The sequence below is a fragment of the Methylomonas sp. EFPC3 genome, from assembly GCF_029643245.1.
Classification (GTDB): Bacteria; Pseudomonadota; Gammaproteobacteria; order Methylococcales; family Methylomonadaceae; genus Methylomonas; species Methylomonas koyamae_B.
The window spans coordinates 676,540-694,006 of sequence record NZ_CP116398.1 but is presented as its reverse complement, the minus strand read 5'-3'; the positions used below and the strand labels follow the sequence as shown (position 1 = coordinate 694,006).

The window sequence follows — 17,467 nt, the reverse complement described above, 5'->3', positions numbered from 1 at the left end:
ACTGCACCATTCTACCCCAGCTCTCCGGCAAAAACCGCCGCTCAGGAGAAGCCGACCGGAAACCGCAGAATCGGCTTAGAATAGAGTCATTAAGCTAAGCAGCCCCCTACCCCGTTCAATGACCGATTCCGAAGCTATCTACAGCGTTTCCGAACTCAACCGCGAAACCAAGCGCCTGTTGGCCAACCACTTTCGAACCGTGCAGGTACAGGGCGAAATATCCAACCTGAGCCTGCCTTCGTCTGGCCACTATTACTTCACGTTGAAAGATGCCCAGGCCCAGGTTCGTTGCGCCATGTTCAAGGGTCAGCAGCAACGATTACGTTTCAAACCGGCCAATGGCGACTCGGTTATCGCCACCGCCCAGGTCAGTTTGTACGAGCCGCGCGGCGATTACCAGCTGGTGGTGGAACATCTGGCCGAAGCCGGCGACGGCGCCTTGCGGCTTGCGTTCGAACGCCTGAAACAGAAACTGCTGGCCGAGGGTTTGTTCGACCAGGAACGCAAAAAACCGCTACCTACCCTGCCGGACTGCATCGGCGTGATTACTTCGGCCAGCGGCGCCGCGATTCACGATATCCTCAGCGTATTGAGACGGCGTTTTCCGGCGATACCGGTCCTGATTTATCCGGTTGCGGTACAGGGCGAGAGCGCTAAATTCGAAATCAGCGCGGCATTGGCCAAAGCAAATCGCAATCCGCAAGCCGACGTTCTGATTTTGGCCCGCGGTGGCGGCTCGCTGGAAGACTTATGGGCGTTCAACGAGGAAATCGTCGCCCGTGCCATTGCCGCCAGCAAGATTCCGGTAATCTCCGCCGTCGGCCACGAAGTGGACTTCAGCATCGCCGATTTCGTCGCCGACATGCGCGCGCCGACGCCGTCGGCGGCCGCCGAATGCGTGGTACCGGATGCGAATAGCTTGCTCGGCGCATTTGCCAGCTTCGAGCGCCAACTGCAGCGACTGATACAGCAAAAACTACTGCGTCAGCGCCAGCAGCTGGAGTGGCTGGAAAAAGCCTTGCGCAGCCAGCACCCCGGCCAGAAGCTGCAGCGCAATGCTCAACGCCTGGACGAATTGGAACTGCGCCTGCAACATGCGATGCAAAACCGGCTGGCTCATGCCCGCCAGCAAGCGGCGATCCGCGAACAGCGCTTGTACCGCAACCAACCGCTGGCGGCAATCAATGCTCAGCAACGGCAATTGCAATTTTTCCGGCAACGGCTTCAGGCTGCGGTAAACGGCAAAATTGCAGGGTTAAAAAGCCGTCACGCCGCCGCAGCGCAAACCCTGCAGGCCGTCAGCCCACTGGCCACGCTGGAACGCGGCTATGCTATCGTTCGGCGCCACGGCTCGGCACAGGTGATCAAGTCGGTAAGCCAGCTAAACTCCGACGATCTGCTCGATACCCGCTTGGCCGACGGCCGAATCGTCAGTCGCATCACCGATATTACCGACGGTTAACTTTGCTTTGGAAAAAACCCACCAATACTGCCGGTGACGGCAACACCAATTCGGCCTGCGGCGGAATCGACCGACATTTATAAGAGGTAGCAATGACCGATTTTCAACTTCACCCGCAATTGCGACGGGATTGTTTTAGCGTTGGCAGTCTGGCACTGTCGGAACTGCTGATGATGAACGACAGCCAATATCCCTGGTTCATCCTGGTGCCGCGTCGAGCCGATATCACAGAAATATACCAGTTAAATCCCGCGGACCGGCATACGCTGTTGGAAGAATCCTGCCTGTTGGCAGAGGCGTTAGACCGGTTATACCGGCCTGACAAACTGAACATCGCCGCAATCGGCAATCTGGTACCGCAACTACACCTGCATCACGTAGCGCGTTACCAAAGCGACAAAGCCTGGCCGGCGCCGGTTTGGGGAAAGTTTCCAGCCCTGCCCTACAATGGCGAACAACCGGAGCAGCGCCTCACGCAACTGCGCGAAACGCTGGGAGAATGGTTATTGGATTAAAAACTCGGAAAAGAAGACATCTCTGAAACCGTCGCTATTTTGAATTTTAACCAGCAAGTCGGTAATCAGTTGTTTGGTTTTCAGGCGCAAGGCCTCACGTTGTTCCATGGACTGCACATCCGCGACATGCATGCCGCTCAACATCATGATCATTTCGTGACGCAACAGCGGCATATGTTTTTTGACTTTCTCGACATGCTCGGCGCCTTCTACCAGCAACTGCACGTTGATCATCAGATACCGTTTCGGTTCGGCCAGATTCACCGTAAATTTCGGCTTCATTTCGATGTATTCGATCACCGGCCCGGCGCTTTCGTCGGCCTTTTTCTCGCCCGAGTTGGCCTGCGCCATAAACGGCGCCATTACTAAACAGAGCAACAAAATAAATGTTCGCACGGATTCCTCATATAATGTGGTGGTAACGCCAAAAAGTATATTCCATTTTCTGCATTTATCACGATGAAACCACTCGCTATCGGCCCGGTGATGATCGACATCGCAGGCCACAGCCTGACTGCGCTGGACCTAGAAAAAATCGCTCATCCCAATACCGGCGCCTTGATCCTGTTTTCCCGCAATTACGAAAATCCGCAACAGGTTGCCCAATTGATCCGCAACATTCGCCAGGCCCGCAACGGCGATATTCTGATTGCCGTCGACCAGGAAGGCGGCCGGGTCCAACGCTTCCAAACCGGCTTTACCCGCTTGCCGGCGGCGGCGCGTTACGCCGAGCGACCGGAATTGGCGGAAGCGGCCGGTTGGCTGATGGCCAGCGAGATTTTGGCCGTCGGCGCCGACTTCAGCTTTGCCCCGGTGCTGGATGTGGACTGCGGCATCAGCACGATCATCGGCGACCGCTCGTTCTCTCAAGTCCCGGAACAAGCCGCCGAACTGGCCGGCAAATTCCGCGCCGGCATGCGCGCCGCCGGCATGGCCGCCACCGGCAAGCACTTCCCCGGCCATGGCGGGGTGGCACTGGATTCGCATCTGGACTTACCGATAGACGAGCGCGACCTGGAAGGCATTCGCCGCCAGGATTTGGTCCCGTTCCGGCGCTTGATCGAGGAAGGCTTGGAAGCAGTAATGCCTGCGCATGTGCTTTACCCGCAGGTCGACCGCTATCCGGCCGGATTTTCCGAGATTTGGTTGCAGCAGGTACTGCGCCGGGAATTGGGTTTCGACGGCGCCATTTTCAGCGACGACCTGAGTATGGCCGGGGCCGCCAGCATCGGCGACTTCAACGAGCGCGCGGGACTGGCTCAACAAGCCGGTTGCGACATGCTGCTGGTGTGCAATAACCCGACGGCCGCCGAACAGGTATTGGACACTTTACCGACCAACCGCGACGACAAGCGCGAACGACGCCTGCAAGCCATGCGCGGTCGCAACAACTTGAGTCTGGACAATTTGGCCGAACACCCGCAATGGCGCCAATTTTCCCAACTAATCACCGAATTTTATGAATCCTTTGCTTGAAGAAATCGAGTTGGTCAAACAACAGGCGCTGTTGTTGCACAGCGAGGCCGAGGTCGAGGCAGCGCTGGACCAAATGGCGGCCAACATCAATCGGACCTTGGCCGACAGTAATCTGTTGCTGTTATGCGTCATCAACGGCGGCATCATCGCCGCCGGCAAATTACTGCCGCGGCTGGACTTCCCTTTGACCTTGGACAGCATCCATGCCAGCCGCTACCGCAATGCCACGTCCGGCAGCGATCTGCACTGGCTGTACAAACCGACGACCCCGCTCTCGGGACGTTCGGTATTGATCGTCGACGACATACTGGACGAAGGCCACACGCTGCAAGGCATTATCGACTATTGTCTGGAGCAAGGTGCGGAACAAGTCTTCACCGCCGTGTTGTTCGACAAACAACTGGATCAGGAAAAGCCGGTTACACCGGACTTCGTCGGCTTGACCGTCGCCAACCACTACTTGTTCGGTTACGGTATGGATTACAAGGGTTATTTGAGAAACGCACCGGGCGTCTTCGCCTGCAAGGAAGTGTTATGACATTGGCAATTATCGGCGGCACCGGCCTGACCCAAATCGCAGAACTGAGCATAACCGGCGAACAAACCCTGGAAACGCCGTTCGGCTCACCATCTGCGCCATACGTATTCGGCGAATTGAATGGACACTCCCTGATATTCCTGGCCAGACACGGCAATCCGCACCGGATTCCGCCCCATAAAATCAATTACCGCGCCAATATCTGGGGTTTGCAGCAACTGGGCGCCACTGAAATCATCGGCGTCGCCGCGGTCGGCGGCATCGGCGCAGCGATGGGACCGGCCAAGATTGCGATTCCGACACAATTGATCGATTACAGTTACGGCCGCGAACACACGTTTTTTGCCGACGAACTGGAACACGTGACCCATATCGATTTTACCGAACCGTATACTCCGAGTTTGAGGCAGCGTATCCTGCGGGCCGCCAACACGGCCGGCATCGAGGTATACGATGGTGGCGTTTACGGCTGTACCCAGGGGCCGAGGCTGGAGACGATCGCGGAAATCAAACGTATGGCCAACGACGGTTGCGATTTGGTCGGTATGACCGGAATGCCGGAAGCGGCGCTGGCCCGGGAACTGGAAATTCCATACGCCAACATTTCGGTGGTTGCCAACTGGGCGGCCGGCATCGTCGACGGCGAAATCACGATGGCCGAAATCGAGAAGAATCTGCTGACCGGTATGAGCAATGCAATTAAGCTGCTAAAGGCAACAGTGCTGTCGTCGCCGACATGATTCAACGAAAAACGGGAGCTGGCGCGACCCGGACAATTGCGCCAACCCCCGCGAAAGATCGGAACCGACACCCTCGGTTCCTATAAGTATCCGTCTAGTCGAGCCGGCTCTTTGCGGAGAAGATCGCTCCGGCTCGACGGCGGAAGCTTATTTGGTTAGACCGCCTTTATGCAGTACGTCGGAACGGTAAGCCGAATTACTGGAGTCTTCGGCGATATTTTTGGCTGCTGTTGCATATTTGTCGTGTTCGGCATTTTTTACCATCAGCACCGCGCCGGCGACCAATACGACGGCAACAGCTATGTATGTCCAAAAATTGTCTTTTTCTTGTACTTCGTTCATTTGATACCTTCCTTTTCTGGTTTTTTAGTGGTGGTGCTGAAAATGTTTTCAACGCGGCACAAGATAACAAAGGAACCGGACGGAATTTTGATATACGTCAATCTTTCTATGGTTATTACAGCCCGATGGCGCATTCTCGGCGGAAGTTTCTGAAACACAGCGGCATATTGGCGGCCGGCGGGCTACTGCTTGCCGACACGGCAGACGGCATTGCCGCGCGGGTGGCTGAAGATTTTGCCGCCAGCGACTTCACCGATCGTTATGCCAAACTATTCGGCGACCAAGCCGTCGTCGACAGCGAATCAATTGAATTGATTCTGCCGGAAATCGCCGAAGACGGTGCCGTGGTGCCGGTGACGATCCGCAGCGAATTGGACGGCATCGATCGGCTTTATCTATTGGCCGATAAAAATCCGACGCCGCTGGTTGCCGAATTGGAATTGGCGCCGGTGGTGGCGGTATATCTCACCGCGCGGATCAAACTGGCGGAATCCTGCCGAGTGACCCTGATCGCCCGCCGCGACGGCGGCTTGTTGCGTTGTAGCCGTTGGGTCAATGTGATGCGCGGCGGCTGCGGGAGCGGTTAATGAACAGCATCAAGGTGCGCAGCCGGCGGGAAGGGGAATTGATCGAGGTGAAGGTGCTGATCGAACATCCGATGGAAAACGGCCGCAACCGCGACGCCGCAGGCAACTTGATTCCGGCCCATTTCATCGAACAGTTGGCGCTGACATTGAATGCGCAACCGCTACTGACGGTGAATATGGCGGGCAGCGTGTCGAAGAATCCCTTCTTCAGTTTTCGGTTGAAGCAAGCTGCCGACGGCGACGTGCTTCGCGTTGACTGGCGCGATAACCTCGGTTCAAGCGACAGCGCCGAACATCGAATCGGCGTTAACCGCTAGCCGTCGATCAACTCTGCCGGCAGATTTCTGGCGCTGGCAAGCGTAAAACTCAACGGCGAATCCGCGAATTTGCGCCGCAAGTCCGCTAGCAAGCCATCCGCAACTTCCGGGCTGGCCACGGCGCAAAAACCGGTCGGCCCCCAAGAGGTTTGGCCGATGGCGACCGCGCCCTGCTCCGCCAGGTAAGCCATTGCCGCCGCGACTTCGGGGCTGGTGAACACGCCGCCCTGCACCGGCGCGAAATGTTCGCCGACGGCTTGCTGCAATAAGGTGATGACATCGCCGAATTGCTGCAGATCGTGTTCAGCCAAAGCCGGTAAACCGCGCATCAACAGCAGATAGCACAAGCGTTCGGCTTGAGCCTGCGGAAACGGCGGCAATTCGCTGAAAGCGCTGACCTCCTGCTGGCCGTGCAATCCCTGACCGCGTTGGTCGAAAACCAAAACGAAACGCCAGGCCTCCGGAACCGCCATTTGTGCGATCACCGGCGGCGTCATCGTATTGGGGCCACGGCCGCCGTCGACGATCACCCCGCCTTTTTCGAAAATCCCGATTCCGATTCCAGAACGGGCACCGCGGTCCGACAACTGGGCAATCTCCCGGACCGACAGGCCCAGTCCGTAAAATCGGTTCAATGCGGCCCCGACCGCTAACGCCATTTGCGTCCCCGAACCCAGACCGATATGTTCCGGAATCGCTGCGGCGATATCGATCCGCAACCGGTCAGGCACCCCGGCATATTCGCAAAACTGGCCAACGCAGCGGCGGGCGCGTTCGGCGCCCGGCCCGTTAACCGTCAACTCGTCGGCAAGGCTGACGCTGAGCCGAGTGTTGATTTCGTTCAAGGCTACGCCGATGCTGCCGAAATGCCGTCCCAAGCCGCCGCTCAGATCGATAAACCCCATGTGCAGCCGGGCCGGAGCGATCACTGTGACTGATTGGAATTGCGCTTTCACCACCAGGATTCCCTTAGCAAAAATGAGGCGGCATTATAGCGGAAGCGAGCCCTGAGCCGAGAGTAAATCAGCGACTTGGTACAAATCGGCCATCACCCTATCGGCCAAACCGGCAGCCTCCGGCGCCGCCGCCGCGGTCGAGGGCACCATGATGCAGCGTGCGCCGGCGGCTTTTGCCGCCCGGACGCCGACCGGCGAATCCTCCAGTACCAGACAATCGGTAATCGGACAAGCCAAGGCGTCGGCCGCACGTAAAAACAGATCCGGCGCCGGCTTGGCCCGCATCACGGTATCGGCGGTGACCATGACGGTAAACACCTGATGCAATCCGGCCGCTTGCAGGCAGCGTTCGGCATTGGCGCGGCGACTGTTGGTCGCCAGCGCATAACTCAAGCCGCAGCGGTTGGCGGCGGCCAAAGCCGCCCAAAAACCGGGCTTGACGGCGATACCGTGGCGCTCAACGTGCTCCACCCAATAGTGGCTGCTCAAGCTTTGAAATGCGCCGATATCGAATCCGCTGCCGCCATACTCCTGCAAGCGTTGCCGAACCACATCACCCGAACAACCGGACAAGCTGGTGCAAAACTGGTCCGACAATTCGCAACCCATATCCGCCGCCGCCCGCCGCCACGCCGCGAAATAAGTGGTCTCGGTATCCAAGACCAGCCCGTCCAGGTCGAATATCAGTCCCGCCAATCGCCAAGACGTCAACGCAACACCTTGATGTACTCGCCGATGGCTTCCCGGGTGGAACCGACTACCAGCCGCTTGCGGCCATGTTCATCGACTTCGACCCAGCCGGCGGCCTGAATCCATTCGCCTTGTTGGGCCTGGCCGTTAAAGGTCGCGGTAAAACTGACCACGCTGTCGATCTCGGCATGTTTCAGCGCAAAACAAGCCGGATAATCGAAACTGAAACGATCGTCGGCCACTTCGGCTTCTATCCGGGCAAAATCCAACTTGCGGTAATTTGCTGTCGTCGAGTCGGCTTCGCTCAGTAGCGACAAATCGAATTTGCGTTGATTGATCATGCCCTTGTTATATTTGCGTTGCTCGTGCCAGATGTAGTCGTCCAGCGCAAAATCGCAGGCGCGGCGCCGGTAGGCCTCCAGCCAATCGGCATCGTTCAAGGCCTGCAGTCGATCCTGGGCGATCAGCGCCTGCACGGTGTAGCGGGCACGATGAAACTCGTCGCGGTCGTAACACACCAGATCGATATCGGAATCGCGGTTTTGCACCCCCACCAGCAACGAACCGGTGACGCCGAACAATTCCAGCGCCAAACCATTTTCGGCGAACAGCCGGCACAAGTGCTGCAAGTCAGCCGACACTTCATCGGCCGGCTGCTGCCGCAACAGTGCTTGCAATTGCTTGCGGGGCTGGTAGTGCCGGACGATCGCGGACGCCGGTACGGCGTGGACGTCGGCGTCGATCACCGCCGAATAATGCAAATAGTGCGGATAAGACTGGCGCAGAAAATCGTTGGCAAAATCGGTGCCGACTTTGCGCCAGCGGCCATCGACGCGCAAATAGCGCAGAAAACATAGAACCTTGCCCTGCTCCAATCCGCTGCTGACGGCAGCGAAGATCAAGCCTTCGGCAGTCTCCACGAAATCCTTGGCGAAATACACGGCTTAGTCGATCTCGACTCGGTTGCGGCCGTGCTGTTTGGCTTTATATAAAGCCGCGTCGGCCGCCTCCAGCATGCTATGCGGAGATTTGTATTGGCCGACGAACGTCGCTACGCCCAAACTCAGGCTGACATAGCCTCCCGGCGCCGCTTCGTGTTGCAGCTGCTTGTTCCAGACATCCTCGCGAATCAGCTCCGCCAGACGCCTGGCTTCGGACAGGGGCGTGTCCGGTAATATAGCGGCAAACTCCTCGCCGCCGTATCGGCAAATCAGATCACTGTCGCGCTCAAGTTGGGCGCGGATGCTTTGCGCCACCTCGATCAAGCAAGCATCGCCTTGCGGATGGCCGCGGCTATCGTTGTACTGCTTGAAATAGTCGATGTCGCAAAGCAGTAAGGTCAAAGGCGATTTGGTCCGCCTTGCCCAGGCAAATTGCACGGAAAAATTGCTATCGAATTGGCGGCGGTTGCCTAATCCCGTCAGTTGATCCAGCAAGGTCAAACGTTCCAATTCGCGATTGACCCGCTGCAATTCCTGCTGAGCTTGCTGTAACTTCACCCGCATCACGTAAATCCGCTCCATCGCCATGACCGTGAAACGCAGGCGCACCGGATTCAGCGGCTTGGACAAGTAAGCGTCGCCGCCGGACAGTACGCCGTGAACAAACGATTCGTCGTCATCGTGCGTGGTCAAAAAAACCACCGGAAACCAATCGGCTTTTTTTAGCTCGCGGATGGCTTTGGTGGCTTCGAATCCACTCAAATTCGGCATTTCCACATCCATCAGAATCAGGTCCACATCGTGATCGGCGACATATTGCAACGACTCGGCACCGTTTTCCGCGAAAGCCACTTCGTGCCCCATTTCCCGCAAACACTCGGCTGCCAGTTGGCGAATGGTTTTGCTATCGTCTACTACCAAAATTTTCATCGTCAGATTATCAACGGCATGGGCAGGGTCGCGATGATAGCTTAAATCCGGCAGGCCGCAGAAAACAATTGATTAAAGCCAATCAATCACCTATTCTCGCCCGCGGGTTTTTCGGCCTTTGCGATCCGTTATATCCCTCCACACAACAGGAGAAATTATGAAAATCGGTGTTCCCAAAGAAATCTACGACGGCGAAAAACGCGTTGCCACAACGCCGGAAGCCGCAGAAAAAATAATAAAACTGGGGTTCGAAATGCTGCTGGAAAGCGGCGCCGGAGCAGACGCCAACATCTCCGACGACGCCTATCGCGCAGCCGGCGTGCAGATTGTCGGTACGGCCCAGGAACTGTGGCAGCAAAGCGACATCGTCATGAAAGTCCGCGCCCCGCAGCACCATCCGCAACTCGGCATCGACGAAGCCGACTTACTGCGCGACGGGCAACATCTGATCAGTTTCATCTGGCCGGCGCAGAACGAAGCGCTGATGCAGAAATTAGCCGCCAAAAACGCCACGGTACTGGCGATGGACAGCGTGCCGCGCATGTCCAGGGCGCAGAAAATGGACGCGTTAAGCTCGATGGCCAACATCGCCGGCTACCGCGCCATCGTCGAAGCCGCCCAACATTTCGGCCGCTTCTTTACCGGCCAGATCACCGCCGCCGGCAAGATCCCGCCGGCCAAAGTGCTGGTGATCGGTGCCGGCGTCGCCGGTCTGGCCGCGATCGGTGCCGCCAAGGGCATGGGCGCCATCGTCCGTGCCTTTGACACCCGGCCGGAAGTCAAAGAACAAATCGAAAGCATGGACGCCGAATTCCTGATGCTGGATTTCCAGGAAGACGGCTCCGGCAGCGGCGGCTATGCCAAGGTGATGTCCGCAGAATTCATCGCCGCCGAAATGGCCTTGTTCGCCCAGCAAGCCAAGGAAGTCGACATCATCATCACGACCGCGTTGATTCCGGGCAAACCGGCGCCGGAACTGATCACCGCCGAGATGGTGGCCTCGATGAAGCCGGGCAGCGTCATCGTCGATCTGGCGGCCGAGCAAGGCGGCAACTGCGCGTTGACCGAGAAGAACCAGGTCGTGGTCAAACACGACGTCACCATCATCGGTTACACCAACTTGCCGAGCCGGCTGGCCAACCAGTCCAGCCAACTGTATGCCACCAACCTGCGCCACCTGTTGACCGATCTGTGTCCGAACAAGGACGGAACGTTGAATGTGAATTTCGACGATGAAGTGATTCGCGGCGCTACCGTCATCAAAGAAGGCAAAATCACTTGGCCGCCACCACCGCCGCAATTGTCGGCCGCACCCAAAGCCACTGCGGCCGTAGCGGAAACCGCCATCGAACCGAAAAAACCGCTGCTACCGGAGCCAGTAAGGCAATTTTTGCCGATGGCATTGGCCGGCCTGGCGTTATTTGGGGTCGGCGCGGTGGCGCCGGCCTCGTTTCTGGCCCATTTCACCGTGTTCGTGCTGGCCTGCTTCGTCGGCTACATGGTGATCTGGAACGTAACGCCATCGTTGCACACGCCATTGATGAGCGTAACCAACGCCATCAGCGGCATCATCGTCATCGGCGCTCTGGTGCAAGTGTCTTCAGCCACCGAAATCGTCGCCGGCCTATCGGCCCTGGCGATCCTGATCGCTTCGATCAACATCGCCGGCGGCTTCCTGGTCACCCGGCGCATGCTCGCCATGTTCAGAAAATAGGAGAAGCGCAATGTCTAACGGAATGGTAACGATGGCCTATATTGCGGCTTCCATTTTATTCATCCTCAGCTTGAGCGGCCTGAGTCGGCAAGATACCTCGCGGCGCGGCAATTACTTCGGTATGCTGGGCATGGCGATTGCGATCATTGCCACGGTACTCAGCGAAGATGTCACTGCCTACGGCTGGTTGAGTGTAGCCTTGTTGATCGGCGGCGCCATCGGCGCCCGAGCCGCCGCCAAGGTGGAAATGACGCAAATGCCGGAACTGGTGGCGCTGATGCACAGCCTGGTCGGTATGGCGGCGGTACTGGTCGGTTATGCCAGCTTTCTGGATCACTCCAAAACCCTGGTTGGGGTTGAGCGCACCATTCACGAACTGGAGATTTACATCGGTATTTTTATCGGTGCTGTTACCTTCTCCGGCTCGGTGATCGCCTTCGGCAAACTGTGCGGCAAGATCAATGGCAAGCCGGTTTTGTTACCGGCCCGCCACTGGCTGAATCTGGCCATGTTCGTCGCCACCTTCATCTTGGGCGGTGTTTACTTGGAGGGTGCCGAAAGCGGTGCGGGCATGACCCCGCTGCTGATCATGACTGCCATCGCCCTGGTGTTCGGCGTGCATATGGTCATGGCCATCGGCGGCGCCGATATGCCGGTGGTGGTCTCGATGCTGAACAGCTACTCGGGCTGGGCGGCGGCGGCCACCGGCTTCATGCTCAGCAACGACCTGCTGATTGTCACCGGCGCGCTGGTCGGCTCTAGCGGCGCAATTCTGAGCTACATCATGTGCCGGGCGATGAACCGTCACTTCTTGAGCGTGATCGCCGGCGGTTTCGGCAGCACCGGTGGCGAAGCGGCGGAAGTCGTCGGCGAAGTACAACCGATCGAAGTCGAGGAAACCGCGCAACTGCTGCGCGATTCCAAGGACATCGTCATCATCCCCGGTTACGGTATGGCGGTGGCGCAAGCCCAGCATACGGTCAATGAAATTACCAAATACCTGACCAGCCACGGCAAGAAAGTGCGCTTCGCGATCCATCCGGTCGCCGGGCGGATGCCGGGTCATATGAACGTGTTGTTAGCGGAAGCGAAAGTGCCGTACGACATCGTGTTCGAGATGGACGAAATCAACGAGGACTTCCCCCACGTCGACGTCTCTATCGTCATCGGCGCCAATGACATCGTCAACCCGTCGGCCCTGGACGATCCCAACAGTCCGATTGCCGGCATGCCGGTACTGGAATGCTGGAAAGGCGGCACCACCATCGTCATGAAGCGCTCGATGGCGTCGGGCTATGCCGGGGTCGGCAACCCGCTGTTCGTTCACGACAACACCCGGATGCTGTTCGGCGACGCCAACGATAAATTGCAGGCTTTATTAAAGGCGCTGCAAGGCTGATTTACCGGCCAAGCTCCACGAGATCAGTTTTCGGCAAGCCTATAAAGTTCTCGCCGACAACATCGCAACCGGCCCGTCTACGCCAAGGCGGGCCGGCATTCGAATTCAAGCCGGTTTTCCGGCCCCCGCCCCATCGCCAGCTTTGACATATTTCTGACATATTCGCTGTCTAGAATTCGCGGCATACCGTTATTTCTGGACTCTCTTCGATGATCGACGCCGAACGCATACTGCATGAAACCTACCCCGACTTCAAATTAGGCAAGGACAACACATTGGTGGTCAAAGCTTTGAAAAAGCTGATCCACGAAGACGATTTCAACGACGTGATCCGCAAAAACCAGCACTTACGCGGCTTTGCGTTTTTAGACAAGCTGCTGAAATACTTCAACTTCAGTTACCAGATCGGTAACGACTCCTACAACAACATCCCTGCCGAAGGCCGACTGATCATCGTCGCCAACCACCCGATCGGCACGCTGGACGGGCTGGCCTTAGTCAAACTGATTCGCTCGGTCCGGCCCGACGTACGCATCGTCGCCAACCGGGTGCTATCCCACATGGAACCGTTGCAATCGATCTTCCTGCCGGTCGACGTGCTGTCCGAAAAAAAGAAGTTCAAGGACGTGTATAAGACCATGATCGATGCGCTGGAAAACGAAGAAGCCGTGATTTTTTTCCCGGCCGGCGAAGTCTCGCGCATCACCCCCAAAGGCATCCGCGACGGCGCCTGGCAGAGTGGGTTCGTCAAACTGGCGCGCAAAACCCAGTCGCCGGTGCTGCCGATTTATATCAAAGCCAAGAACTCGGCCTTGTTTTACAGCGCCTCGACGCTTTACAAACCGCTGGGCACGATGTTGCTGGTCAAGGAGATGTTCAACAAAAAAGGCCAGGAAATCAAATTCCTGGTCGGCGCGCCGGTGCCGTTCCAAGCGCTCGCCGACAGCCCGGAAACCAACAAACAACTCAGCCAGCGCTTTCGCAAGCACGTACAAAACCTGGGCAAGAAAAACAAGGCGCCGCTATTCGATACCGTTGCCACCGTGGTGCATCCGTCCGATACCAAGGCGGTCAAAAAGGCCTTGTACCAGTCACGCCTGCTGGGCGAGACCCGCGACGGCAAAAAGATTTTTTTATACCAATTCCAGGACGACTGCCCGGTGATGCAGGAAATTGCCCGGCTGCGGGAGTTGACCTTCCGCACCGTGGAAGAAGGCACCGGCCTGGCCCTGGACTTGGATAAGTTCGATATCTATTACAGCCACATCGTATTGTGGGACGACAACGATCTGGAAATCGTCGGCGCCTATCGCATCGGCGACGGCCCGGCCATCATGTCCAGCCACGGCATCGACGGTTTTTATACGCAAACCCTGTTCGATTTGCGCGGCGAGTTCGTCGATTACTTGCCCAACAGCATCGAACTGGGCCGCAGCTTTGTCCAACCGCGTTATTGGGGTCAACATAGTCTGGATTATTTGTGGTACGGCATCGGCGCTTATCTGCGGGAGCGGCCGGACATCAAGTACCTGTTCGGTCCGGTCAGCATCAGCAACGCCTATCCGCACGCCGCCAAAGAACTGATCATCGGCTTTTACCGGCAGCAATTCGGTGCCGAGCCGCATCAAACCAAAGCCCGCAAGCCGTTCGTCATTTCCGAGGCCGGCCAGGCCTTCGCCGCCAGCGAATTCAATGCCGACTATTCGACCAGCTTCAAAGTACTGAACAGCGAATTGAAAAAACTCGGCGTCAAAGTACCCACCTTATACAAACAATATGTGGAATTGTGCGTGGATAAGGGCTGCCATTTCATCGATTTCAATATCGATCCGGACTTCAACAATTGCATCGACAGCCTGATCATGGTCGAAGTCGACAAAATCGCGCCGAAAAAACGCCAGCGTTATATCGAAAAATCCTTGGCCGGGTAATCCACCGCGCACCGACCGACTCATGAAACAGCGTCCATTCCCTGAACTGGAGCAATTGGAAACAATTGTCGCCCGCTTGGGCAGCCGCGCCCAGTGCGAGGTCATCGAAACCGTCGAACATGCCGGCCGCCGGTTTCCGATCCACTGTCTGACGATAGGCTCCACCGCGCCGGATGTGCCGGTGCTGGCCTACTTCGGCGGCGTACACGGCCTGGAAAAAATCGGTTCCGAAGTGATTTTGGCCTATCTGCATACACTATGCGAGTTGCTGGATTGGGACGAAGAACTGAACCAACGTCTAAGCAAAGCTCGCCTGGTGTTCATGCCCCTGGTCAATCCGGTCGGCGTGTTTCGCGGGACCCGCTGTAACGGCCGCGGGGTGGATTTAATGCGCAATTCGCCGATCGAAAGCGACGGCAATACCCGGCTATACAGTGGCCAGCGCTTGAGCCCGAAACTGCCCTGGTACCGCGGCGACGAATCCAAGATGGAAAAAGAAGCCCAGGCCCTATGTCGGGTGGTGCACCGGCACCTGTTCGACGCGCCGCTGGCGATTGCCGTGGATCTGCATTCCGGCTTCGGTATTCACGACCGCCTGTGGTTTCCGTACGCGTCTCGGCAAACGCCCTTTCCCGACCTGGCCGACGCCTACGCATTGAAACAGTTGTTCGACCGCTGCTACCCGCACCATTTTTATAAAATCGAACCGATGAGTCAGGAATATGTGATCAGCGGCGATTTATGGGATTACCTGTACGACGACTTCACCGACCGCTACCGGCAACGCAAGCTGTTCTTGCCGCTGACACTCGAGATGGGCTCCTGGCTCTGGCTAAGAAAAAGCCCGACTCATTTATTTCAACGCCACGGCTTGTTTCACCCGCTGTTACCGCATCGGCAACAACGCATATTGCGCCGGCATTTAACCTTATTCGACTTTTTGTTTCGATGCTTGTTGTACCCAAATCGATGGGTGAAACTCGACGAGTCGCAACGGGAACTGAATCAAAGCCAGGCATTGGAGTTATGGTATGGCCAGCCACCGCACTGAAGACTGGATATTGCTGCGCGGTCTGTGCCGCGAGGCCGGCCATTGGGGAAATTTCCCCAGCTTGCTGCAATCGGCATTTCCGGCCGCTACCGTCCATTGCATCGATTTACCGGGCGCCGGCACGTTCCACCGTGAGACCAGCCCGAGGCGGATCGAAGAGATCAGCGAATGGGTACGTCAACGGGCGGCGGAAGCCGGTATGCTGCAGCGGCCGGTCAACCTTCTGGCGCTGTCTCTGGGCGGCATGGTGGCCTGGGAATGGTTGCAGCGATATCCGGGCGATATTGCCGGCGTTGCGCTGTTGAATACCAGCTTTGCCGGGCTCAGCCCGTTCTTTCATCGCCTGCGCTGGCAAAGCTACCGACGCTTGCTGCAAATTATGCTGGAAAAGGATGTCTACCGCAGAGAGTTGGCGATTATCCGCCTGACCAGTAACCGCCGCGACTCCGACCATGAATTGGCCGAAACCTGGGCCCATATTCAACGGCAAAGACCGGTCAGTGTCAGAAATGCGCTGCGTCAACTGTACGCAGCGTCACGCTATCGGCCGGCTGCTTGCGCAAGCCAAACTCCGGTACTGTTATTGAGCGGAAAAGGCGACAGAATCGTCGCTCAGGAATGTTCGAAAGCCATCCATGGCCGGTGGAATGTTCCATGGCTAAGCCACCCTTGGGCCGGACACGACCTGATATTGGACGACGGCATTTGGGTGGCTGAGCGCTTACAGGATTGGACGAAGCAACTATCCGGAATTACTTGATTTCGAATTCGGATTTATCGCGACCTGCAGCCAGCAGTTCCTGCATCCATTTCGGCGCCAAACCTCTGCCTGACCAAGTCAATGCCGAATTGTTCGGGTTGCGGTATCGCGCTGCAACTTTAGAGACTTTTCTTTCGGACTTTTTATCGCCGTCGTGAATATCAACGGTCACACCAATCGACGCGGCCAACTCTTTAATTTGGGCGATAACTTCTTTACGTTTGCTGAATTGCCTTTCTTTCAACGCTTTTTCGGCATTATCGATAACGGCTTGTAACTCTGCTTCGGATAATTTATTAAAATCAGTCATATTTTCCTCTTTAATCAAAAGACGGCGCGGATTCTATCACTAAGTTTTAGCGAAAAAAACTATTATTCCGCGGATAATGAAAATTTCACCTCAGAGTATACCTTACCTTTCTTATCCGACAACCTTACTTGCCACTCGCCGACGTCTTTATACGACAAAGTTTTGCTTGACCATACCTTGGAGCGGGTTTCTTTCAAATCTAATTGTTTATGCTGCACTACTTGTTTGTTTCGCAACCACTCGTGAAATAACACCAGCCTTCCCGGATTTTTTATCTCGGTAAAATAAAACAACTCTATAGGTTTTCCCTTTACCACGGCAAACGCTCCTGCTATTGGCTGGTCGGGTTCGTTATCTTTCAATCGGGTATTCAGCGAAGCGCGAATCACCCGGCGATCGAAAATAATGCCCAGCGGACGCGTGCCCAGCAGCTCGGTTTTGGTGTTCTCCGCTTGCGACTGTTGTGCAAGCGGAATCTCCTTGGTATACACCTTATTAATAGCCAAGCCATCGGCCGCAGGCGGCTCCGAGTTGTTTGCGCTGGAAATCTGATTCGACTCAGGCTCTTGAACTTTTCCAGCCGTATCGGTCTGAGTATTGCCCGGCTGCTCGGATCCGCTAAACGTAAAGTACAAAAACAGCGAAAATAGCAGCAGTAAAACCAAGGCAATAGCGATTCTTCCGGTATGCCAAACAGTAATAGTCTGCGGCGGAGTTATCTGCTTTGCCGTTTTAGTTTTATCGTAGTTTATTTTTATAACGACTCTATTATCCGTCATGCCTTTGCCTTATTAATAAAACAGAACTT

Annotated in this window: 20 protein-coding genes; 12 read left to right on the top strand and 8 right to left on the bottom strand. The window is 56.5% G+C overall.

The genetic code is table 11. The features are described 5' to 3' along the window. The first annotated feature begins 118 nt into the window (after window positions 1–118). Together xseA and PL263_RS03105 are read left to right on the top strand one after the other, a co-directional pair. Window positions 119–1,462 carry an exodeoxyribonuclease VII large subunit gene (gene xseA / locus PL263_RS03110; protein WP_278211653.1) on the top strand — a complete coding sequence of 448 codons (1,344 nt, stop codon included), beginning with the start codon at window positions 119–121 and terminating at the stop codon, window positions 1,460–1,462. Window positions 1,463–1,554: 92 nt separating this feature from the next. Continuing rightward, window positions 1,555–1,977 carry an HIT domain-containing protein gene (locus PL263_RS03105; protein WP_278211652.1) on the top strand — a complete coding sequence of 141 codons (423 nt, stop codon included), beginning with the start codon at window positions 1,555–1,557 and terminating at the stop codon, window positions 1,975–1,977. Here the strand turns inward: PL263_RS03105 and PL263_RS03100 are convergent. Continuing rightward, entirely contained in the window at window positions 1,966–2,328 is a 363-nt protein-coding gene (locus PL263_RS03100) for a flagellar basal body-associated FliL family protein (RefSeq protein WP_260839324.1), read from the bottom strand. The genes PL263_RS03105 and PL263_RS03100 overlap by 12 nt on opposite strands. Before the next feature lie 108 nt (window positions 2,329–2,436). Here PL263_RS03100 and nagZ point away from each other — a divergent pair, with 108 nt between their 5' ends. The 3 genes from nagZ to PL263_RS03085 are packed head-to-tail and all read left to right on the top strand — an operon-like array spanning window position 2,437 to window position 4,731. Then, on the top strand, window positions 2,437–3,453 hold the full coding sequence (nagZ, locus tag PL263_RS03095) for a beta-N-acetylhexosaminidase (protein WP_278211651.1): 1,017 nt from the start codon (window positions 2,437–2,439) through the stop codon (window positions 3,451–3,453). Next, the gene (locus PL263_RS03090; protein ID WP_278211650.1) at window positions 3,437–3,991 is read left to right on the top strand and encodes a hypoxanthine-guanine phosphoribosyltransferase; all 555 of its coding nucleotides are present in this window, start codon (window positions 3,437–3,439) and stop codon (window positions 3,989–3,991) included. Before nagZ ends, PL263_RS03090 begins: the two co-directional genes overlap by 17 nt. Further along, complete coding sequence (locus tag PL263_RS03085; RefSeq protein WP_278211649.1) at window positions 3,988–4,731, top strand: S-methyl-5'-thioinosine phosphorylase; 744 nt, start codon at window positions 3,988–3,990, stop codon at window positions 4,729–4,731. The genes PL263_RS03090 and PL263_RS03085 overlap by 4 nt, the downstream gene beginning before the upstream one ends. A 147-nt stretch (window positions 4,732–4,878) precedes the next feature. On the opposite strand, the gene PL263_RS03080 is transcribed toward PL263_RS03085, so the two are convergent. Next, window positions 4,879–5,073, bottom strand: a complete 195-nt coding sequence (locus tag PL263_RS03080; RefSeq protein WP_140912663.1) for a hypothetical protein — start codon at window positions 5,071–5,073, stop codon at window positions 4,879–4,881. Window positions 5,074–5,198: 125 nt separating this feature from the next. On the opposite strand from PL263_RS03080, the gene PL263_RS03075 reads away from it, so the two are divergent. Both PL263_RS03075 and soxZ read left to right on the top strand, forming a co-directional pair. Continuing rightward, entirely contained in the window at window positions 5,199–5,660 is a 462-nt protein-coding gene (locus PL263_RS03075) for a thiosulfate oxidation carrier protein SoxY (RefSeq protein WP_278211648.1), read from the top strand. Beyond that, complete coding sequence (gene soxZ, locus PL263_RS03070) at window positions 5,660–5,977, top strand: thiosulfate oxidation carrier complex protein SoxZ (RefSeq protein WP_278211647.1); 318 nt, start codon at window positions 5,660–5,662, stop codon at window positions 5,975–5,977. Before PL263_RS03075 ends, soxZ begins: the two co-directional genes overlap by 1 nt. Here the strand turns inward: soxZ and PL263_RS03065 are convergent. Genes PL263_RS03065 through PL263_RS03050 form a run of 4 tightly spaced genes read right to left on the bottom strand, consistent with a single transcriptional unit; the run spans window position 5,974 to window position 9,494 of the window. Beyond that, the gene (locus PL263_RS03065; protein ID WP_347568931.1) at window positions 5,974–6,933 is read right to left on the bottom strand and encodes a beta-ribofuranosylaminobenzene 5'-phosphate synthase family protein; all 960 of its coding nucleotides are present in this window, start codon (window positions 6,931–6,933) and stop codon (window positions 5,974–5,976) included. The two genes, soxZ and PL263_RS03065, sit on opposite strands and share 4 nt — an antisense overlap. Before the next feature lie 33 nt (window positions 6,934–6,966). Continuing rightward, entirely contained in the window at window positions 6,967–7,644 is a 678-nt protein-coding gene (locus PL263_RS03060; RefSeq protein ID WP_278211646.1) for an HAD family phosphatase, read from the bottom strand. After that, window positions 7,641–8,564, bottom strand: coding sequence for a hypothetical protein (locus tag PL263_RS03055; protein ID WP_278211645.1), 924 nt, complete (start codon window positions 8,562–8,564; stop codon window positions 7,641–7,643). The genes PL263_RS03060 and PL263_RS03055 overlap by 4 nt, the downstream gene beginning before the upstream one ends. A 3-nt stretch (window positions 8,565–8,567) precedes the next feature. After that, window positions 8,568–9,494: a diguanylate cyclase gene (locus PL263_RS03050; protein WP_278211644.1), complete on the bottom strand. Its 927-nt coding sequence runs from the start codon at window positions 9,492–9,494 to the stop codon at window positions 8,568–8,570. Between the two features lie 157 nt (window positions 9,495–9,651). Here PL263_RS03050 and PL263_RS03045 point away from each other — a divergent pair, with 157 nt between their 5' ends. The 5 genes from PL263_RS03045 to PL263_RS03025 all read left to right on the top strand — a co-directional run bounded on the left by PL263_RS03045 (window position 9,652) and on the right by PL263_RS03025 (window position 16,349). Beyond that, window positions 9,652–11,208 carry a Re/Si-specific NAD(P)(+) transhydrogenase subunit alpha gene (locus PL263_RS03045; protein WP_278211643.1) on the top strand — a complete coding sequence of 519 codons (1,557 nt, stop codon included), beginning with the start codon at window positions 9,652–9,654 and terminating at the stop codon, window positions 11,206–11,208. Between the two features lie 10 nt (window positions 11,209–11,218). Next, window positions 11,219–12,607: a Re/Si-specific NAD(P)(+) transhydrogenase subunit beta gene (gene pntB / locus PL263_RS03040; protein ID WP_278211642.1), complete on the top strand. Its 1,389-nt coding sequence runs from the start codon at window positions 11,219–11,221 to the stop codon at window positions 12,605–12,607. 209 nt (window positions 12,608–12,816) lie between these two features. Further along, window positions 12,817–14,538 carry a lysophospholipid acyltransferase family protein gene (locus PL263_RS03035; RefSeq protein ID WP_278211641.1) on the top strand — a complete coding sequence of 574 codons (1,722 nt, stop codon included), beginning with the start codon at window positions 12,817–12,819 and terminating at the stop codon, window positions 14,536–14,538. Between the two features lie 22 nt (window positions 14,539–14,560). Next, the gene (locus tag PL263_RS03030) at window positions 14,561–15,589 is read left to right on the top strand and encodes a M14 family zinc carboxypeptidase (RefSeq protein WP_278211640.1); all 1,029 of its coding nucleotides are present in this window, start codon (window positions 14,561–14,563) and stop codon (window positions 15,587–15,589) included. Beyond that, the gene (locus tag PL263_RS03025; RefSeq protein ID WP_278211639.1) at window positions 15,570–16,349 is read left to right on the top strand and encodes an alpha/beta hydrolase; all 780 of its coding nucleotides are present in this window, start codon (window positions 15,570–15,572) and stop codon (window positions 16,347–16,349) included. Before PL263_RS03030 ends, PL263_RS03025 begins: the two co-directional genes overlap by 20 nt. Here the strand turns inward: PL263_RS03025 and PL263_RS03020 are convergent. Beyond that, a complete protein-coding gene (locus tag PL263_RS03020; protein WP_278211638.1) occupies window positions 16,342–16,659 on the bottom strand; it encodes an H-NS histone family protein in 318 nt (105 codons plus the stop codon). The genes PL263_RS03025 and PL263_RS03020 overlap by 8 nt on opposite strands. A 62-nt stretch (window positions 16,660–16,721) precedes the next feature. After that, complete coding sequence (locus PL263_RS03015) at window positions 16,722–17,438, bottom strand: DUF2914 domain-containing protein (protein WP_278211637.1); 717 nt, start codon at window positions 17,436–17,438, stop codon at window positions 16,722–16,724. Window positions 17,439–17,467: the final 29 nt, after the last annotated feature.